Origin of the sequence: Frateuria sp. Soil773, assembly GCF_001428405.1 — a bacterium.
Taxonomy (GTDB): Bacteria; Pseudomonadota; Gammaproteobacteria; order Xanthomonadales; family Rhodanobacteraceae; genus LMSL01.
In genome coordinates, this window is record NZ_LMSL01000034.1 from 204,712 (window position 1) to 209,402 (window position 4,691).

The following is a 4,691-nucleotide window of genomic DNA, read 5'->3' on the forward strand; positions in this document are numbered from 1 at the left end:
GAGTGGAGGGGCGGAGTTCGTCGCCTGGCGCCGCCTCGAACCGTCGTCCCGGCGAAAGCCGGGACCCAGCGGCTTTGCTCGGCCCTGCGATTCCCGGCTACGCGTACCGCTTCAGCCTCACTGCAAGCGGCGGGAAATGGCGAAGGACACCAGGTTGCCCAGGCCGGTGGCGCCGGCGAGCACGGCGATCATGCCTGCCGACAGCTCCTCCCAGCCGAGCGCCTGGATGATGCCGAAGCCGATCGCCAGCGCGATGAGGATCACGCCCCAGCGCAGCGACGCGTGGCGGCGGCGCAGCTCCTCGCCCTGCAGCACCGAGGTCACCAGTTCGCCCGACTGGCTGGCGCTGAACATCTGGCGGCGCACCCGGGCGTCCACCACGGACTTGATCGCGTAGGCGATGCAGACGAACAGCGAGATGGGGATCAGTGTCGAGTCGATGCTCATGGTGCGCTCCTGGTTGATGGTCGGTCGGGGCAAGAGATACCGGCCGCCCGTCGCCGGTTGCACGGCGATACTTGCAACCGTTTGCCTCTTCCGCGTATCCCGGTGTCGATGGAACCCGTCCCGATGGAAGAAAACGACCCCCACGCGCAGGATCGTGCCCTGGCCGACGCCGTGCTGGGCGGGGCGCCGGGCGCGTTCGAGCGGCTGGTGCGCGACTACCAGGGGCTGTGCTGGCACATCGTCTACCGCATGGTGCGGCATCCGGAGGATGCCCGCGACCTGTGCCAGGAGACCTTCCTGCGCGTGCACCAGTGCCTGCACCAGTACCGCGGCGAGAGCGCGCTGAAGTCGTGGATCGGCCAGGTGGCGTACTCGATCGCCCTGCGCCACCTGCAGCGCCGGCGCATTCCCCTGCTCGAACCGGGGGACGAGGGCGACGAACTTTCCATGCTGGAGAACATCGGCGACGGCGTCGACCTGGAGGCGGCCCACGCCGACGCGCAAAGCGCGCGCCGCCTGCACGCGGCGATCGAGGCCCTGCCGCCGCTGCAGCGCACCTTGCTCACCCTCTATCATCTGGAAGAGGCCAGCATCCCGGAGATCGCGGCGATCACCGGGCTGGCCGCCGGCACGATCAAGAGCCACCTGTTCCGTTCACGCCTGCGCCTGCGCGACGTGCTCGGCGCCCGGTCAGGAGTCGTCGTATGAACCGCGATCCGCATTTCCCCCTGGAAGACGCCGCCGCCGAGCGCGAATGGCAGCGGCAGGAGCGTGCCATGCGGCAGGAGCGCGCCGGCCTGGCCCCCGCCGACGGCGAGCCGGACCTGCATGCGTACCGGCAGGTCGCGCGCGCCCTGGCCGAACCGCCGCGGGAGCGGTTGCCGGCCGATTTCGCCCGGCTCACCGCGCGGCGCGCCGAGCGTGCCGCCGCCGGCCTCGCCGACGACGGCCGTTTCGAGCAGCGGCTCGTCGTGCTGCTGCTGGCGGTCTTCGCGCTGGCCGGCGTCATCGCGGCGGCGATGTACGGCCGGGCCTGGCTGCCAGCCATCGACGACGGCATTCCCGCCGCCTGGCTGACCAACCGCTGGCTGCTGGCCCTGGCGGTCTGCCTGGGCTGCTCGGGCCTGCTCGGCCATTGGCGGCCCGGATCGCGCGGGCGCGGCTGAGCCGCCGCCGCCTCGGTCCGCGCCGGCCGCCGGCCGGCTAGCCCATTGGTCATGCCCACGCGGCGGGGGTTTCCGGTCTATCGTGGGCCGTTTTCCCAGACCGAGGTAACGCATATGCAACGCATACGATGGATAGTGGCCGCCGCCGTGCTGTGCGGTTCGGCCGTAAGCGCGCCGGCCTTCGCCGCCGCGGCGGCCGGCATCGATCGGGCCGGCATGGACACCTCGGTCAAGCCGGGCGACGACTTCAACGGCTACGCCAACGGCGGCTGGGCCAAGACCGCGGTGATCCCGGCCGACCGCTCCAGCACCGGCATCTTCCTGCAGGTGTTCGAGAAGGCCGAGAAGCGCAACGCCGAGCTGATCCGCGCCGCCGCGGCGAGCAAGGCGGCGGCCGGCACGAACGAGCGCAAGATCGCCGACTACTACGCGGCCTTCATGGACGAGGCGGGGATCCAGAAGGCCGGGCTGAAGCCGATCCAGCCGGAGCTGGCGAGGATCGACGCCATCCATGGCAAGGACGACCTGGCCCGCGTGCTCGGCAGCCAGTTGCGCGCCGACGTCGATCCGATCAATGCCACCAACCTCGACACCGAGCACCTGTTCGGCCTGTTCGTCACGCAGGGCCTGGAGGACGGCTCGCACAGCGTGCCCTACCTGCTGCAGGGCGGCCTGGGCATGCCCAACCGCGACTACTACCTGGAAGCCGACAAGCAGATGGCCGGTTTCCGCGACAAGTACCAGGCCTACATCGCCACCCAGCTGAAGAACGCCGGCATCGCCGACGCGCAGGCCAAGGCGAAGGCCGTGTTCGCGCTGGAAATGAAGATCGCCAAGGCGCAGGCCAGCCTGGTCGAGAGCGAGGACGTGCACAAGGCGAACAACCCGTGGCCGCTGGCCGATTTCGCCAGCAAGGCGCCGGGCCTGGACTGGGCCGCCTACTTCAAGGCCGCCGGCCTGGACGGCCAGAAGATCGTCGTGGCATGGCAGCCGCAGGCGATCCGCGGGCTGTCCGCGCTGGTCGCCAGCGAGCCGCTGGACACCTGGAAGGCCTGGCTCGCCTTCCACACCATCAACCACAGCGCCAACCTGCTGCCCAAGCCGTTCGCCGACGCCAGCTTCGACTTCTACGGGCATACCCTGCAGGGCACGCCCAAGCAGCGCGACCGCTGGAAGCGCGCGATCGGCGCGGTCAACGGCGACCTCGGCGACGCGGTCGGCCAGATCTACGTGAAGAAGTACTTCCCGGCCTCGTCCAAGGCCGAAGTGCAGCAGATGGTGAAGAACATCCTCGCCGCCTTCGACGAGCGCGTGGACGCGCTGGACTGGATGACCCCGGCGACCAAGCAGAAGGCCAAGGCGAAGATCGCCACGGTGAGGGTCGGCGTGGGCTACCCGGAAACCTGGCGCGACTACGCCTCGCTGGAGATCAGGCCCGACGACGCGCTGGGCAACCACCTGCGCGCGGAGAAGTACGAGTACGAGCACCAGCTCGCCAAGCTCGGCCGCCCGGTGGACAAGGGCGAGTGGTGGATGACCCCGCAGACGGTGAACGCGGTGAACCTGCCGCTGCAGAACGCGCTGAACTTCCCGGCGGCGATCCTCGAGGCGCCGTTCTTCGATCCCAAGGCCGACGCGGCGTCGAACTACGGCTCGATCGGCGCGGTGATCGGCCACGAGATCAGCCACAGCTTCGACAACACCGGCGCGGAGTTCGATGCCGACGGGCGCCTGGCGAACTGGTGGACGCCGGAGGACGAGGCGCACTTCAAGGCGGCCGGGCAACGGCTGGTGGCGCAGTACAACGCCTACGAGGCGCTGCCGGGCCTGCACCTGAACGGGCAGCAGACGCTGGGCGAGAACATCGCCGACGTCTCCGGCCTCACCATCGCCTACCTCGCCTACCAGAAGTCGCTGGGCGGCAAGCCGGCGCCGGTGATCGACGGGCTCACCGGCGACCAGCGCTTCTTCCTCGCCTACGCGCAATCGTGGCGCACCAAGACCCGCGACGCGGCGCTGCGCGCCCAGGTGATCGGCGACGGCCACGCGCCCGGGCCGTTCCGCGCGCAGACCGTGCGCAACATCGACGCCTGGTACGACGCGTTCAAGCCCCAGCCGGGGCAGAAGCTCTACCTCGACCCGGCGCAGCGGGTGAAGATCTGGTAGCCGCGGAAAGCCGTCCGCGCCGCGGGCAGCCCGTGGCGCGGGCGAAATGATGCGGGATGCCGGGCGCTGTTGCGCCTGGACGGAAAAGGCCCCGAACGGGGCCTTTTCCGGTGACGCGGCCAGGCGATCTTCCGGGCGGATTCCGCGTGCTCGCATGCCGGCGCCGTCGCTCGATGGTGGGTAGGCGCCCACCATGTCTTCGTTCTTGGCCGGCCCGTGCGCAGGCCGTTCCGGCGCGGGGCGCGGAGAGGCTTCGGTATGCGCTTACCAGGCGCGCACGTCGACCACGCTGACGGTGTAGGTCTGCATGTCGCTCTGGAAGCGGAACAGGCGGCCCATGTCGAAATCCACCGACTGGCCCGGTGCGATGTTGGTGGTGCCGGCAGGCCAGCCCTTCTTGGTCTGCACCACCTTGCCGCTGGAGTCCTTGGCCTCGATCTGGATCTGCGCGGCGGCGGCCTCGGTGCAATGGTTCACCAGCGCGCCCTTCATGCTCATGCGGGCGCCGGCGCCGGAACCGGCGCCGACCTTGAAGTCCTGCACGGCGAAATCGGTGGCGGCGCAGCCGGCATGGGCGGCGATCGGGGCGAACAGGAGCACGGCGGCGGCAAGCAGAGTCTTCATGGGCGTATCCGTTGGTATCAGGGAGTCGAAATGGAGCGACACTCCACGGATCGGCCGCGGCGGCGGAATCTTTAGGGAAGGCCCGGACAATCCGTTTTTGTTCGGCATCCCCGGGTAGACGGGACGAGTGCGAACCGTACGGGCGTCGAACAGCCGAAGGCAGGCCTGGACGGGGCAGGCGTAGCAAGTCATCCCGCGCCTTTGCGCCCAATGGATTGAAGGCGCTGGATCCCGGCTTGACCGGCCCTTCGGCCGTTGAGAGCCGCCGGGATGACGGGCAAGACCGGG

At 69.8% G+C, this 4,691-nt stretch carries 5 protein-coding genes; 3 read left to right on the plus strand and 2 right to left on the minus strand.

Annotated features, from left to right (window positions below; genetic code table 11):
• Positions 1–117 precede the first annotated feature (117 nt).
• Complete coding sequence (locus tag ASG87_RS10945; protein WP_056004777.1) at positions 118–447, minus strand: DUF6249 domain-containing protein; 330 nt, start codon at positions 445–447, stop codon at positions 118–120.
• A 123-nt stretch (positions 448–570) separates the two neighbouring features.
• Between ASG87_RS10945 and ASG87_RS10950 the strand changes: the two genes are divergently transcribed.
• From ASG87_RS10950 to ASG87_RS10960, 3 genes are all read left to right on the plus strand, one after another.
• On the plus strand, positions 571–1,155 hold the full coding sequence (locus ASG87_RS10950) for a sigma-70 family RNA polymerase sigma factor (protein WP_056004779.1): 585 nt from the start codon (positions 571–573) through the stop codon (positions 1,153–1,155).
• Complete coding sequence (locus ASG87_RS10955; RefSeq protein ID WP_056004781.1) at positions 1,152–1,613, plus strand: hypothetical protein; 462 nt, start codon at positions 1,152–1,154, stop codon at positions 1,611–1,613. The genes ASG87_RS10950 and ASG87_RS10955 overlap by 4 nt, the downstream gene beginning before the upstream one ends.
• Positions 1,614–1,727: 114 nt before the next feature.
• Positions 1,728–3,779 carry a M13 family metallopeptidase gene (locus ASG87_RS10960; protein WP_056004783.1) on the plus strand — a complete coding sequence of 684 codons (2,052 nt, stop codon included), beginning with the start codon at positions 1,728–1,730 and terminating at the stop codon, positions 3,777–3,779.
• Between the two features lie 264 nt (positions 3,780–4,043).
• On the opposite strand, the gene ASG87_RS10965 is transcribed toward ASG87_RS10960, so the two are convergent.
• Positions 4,044–4,403: a hypothetical protein gene (locus ASG87_RS10965; protein ID WP_056004785.1), complete on the minus strand. Its 360-nt coding sequence runs from the start codon at positions 4,401–4,403 to the stop codon at positions 4,044–4,046.
• Between the last annotated feature and the right edge of the window lie 288 nt (positions 4,404–4,691).

Bases quoted from the DNA above. Each gene is read 5' to 3' on its own strand.
- ASG87_RS10955 (WP_056004781.1), top strand. From the start codon at position 1,152: ATGAACCGCGATCCGCATTTCCCCCTGGAAGACGCCGCCGCCGAGCGC.
- ASG87_RS10950 (WP_056004779.1), top strand. From the start codon at position 571: ATGGAAGAAAACGACCCCCACGCGCAGGATCGTGCCCTGGCCGACGCC.
- ASG87_RS10945 (WP_056004777.1), bottom strand. From the start codon at position 447: ATGAGCATCGACTCGACACTGATCCCCATCTCGCTGTTCGTCTGCATC.
- ASG87_RS10965 (WP_056004785.1), bottom strand. From the start codon at position 4,403: ATGAAGACTCTGCTTGCCGCCGCCGTGCTCCTGTTCGCCCCGATCGCC.
- ASG87_RS10960 (WP_056004783.1), top strand. From the start codon at position 1,728: ATGCAACGCATACGATGGATAGTGGCCGCCGCCGTGCTGTGCGGTTCG.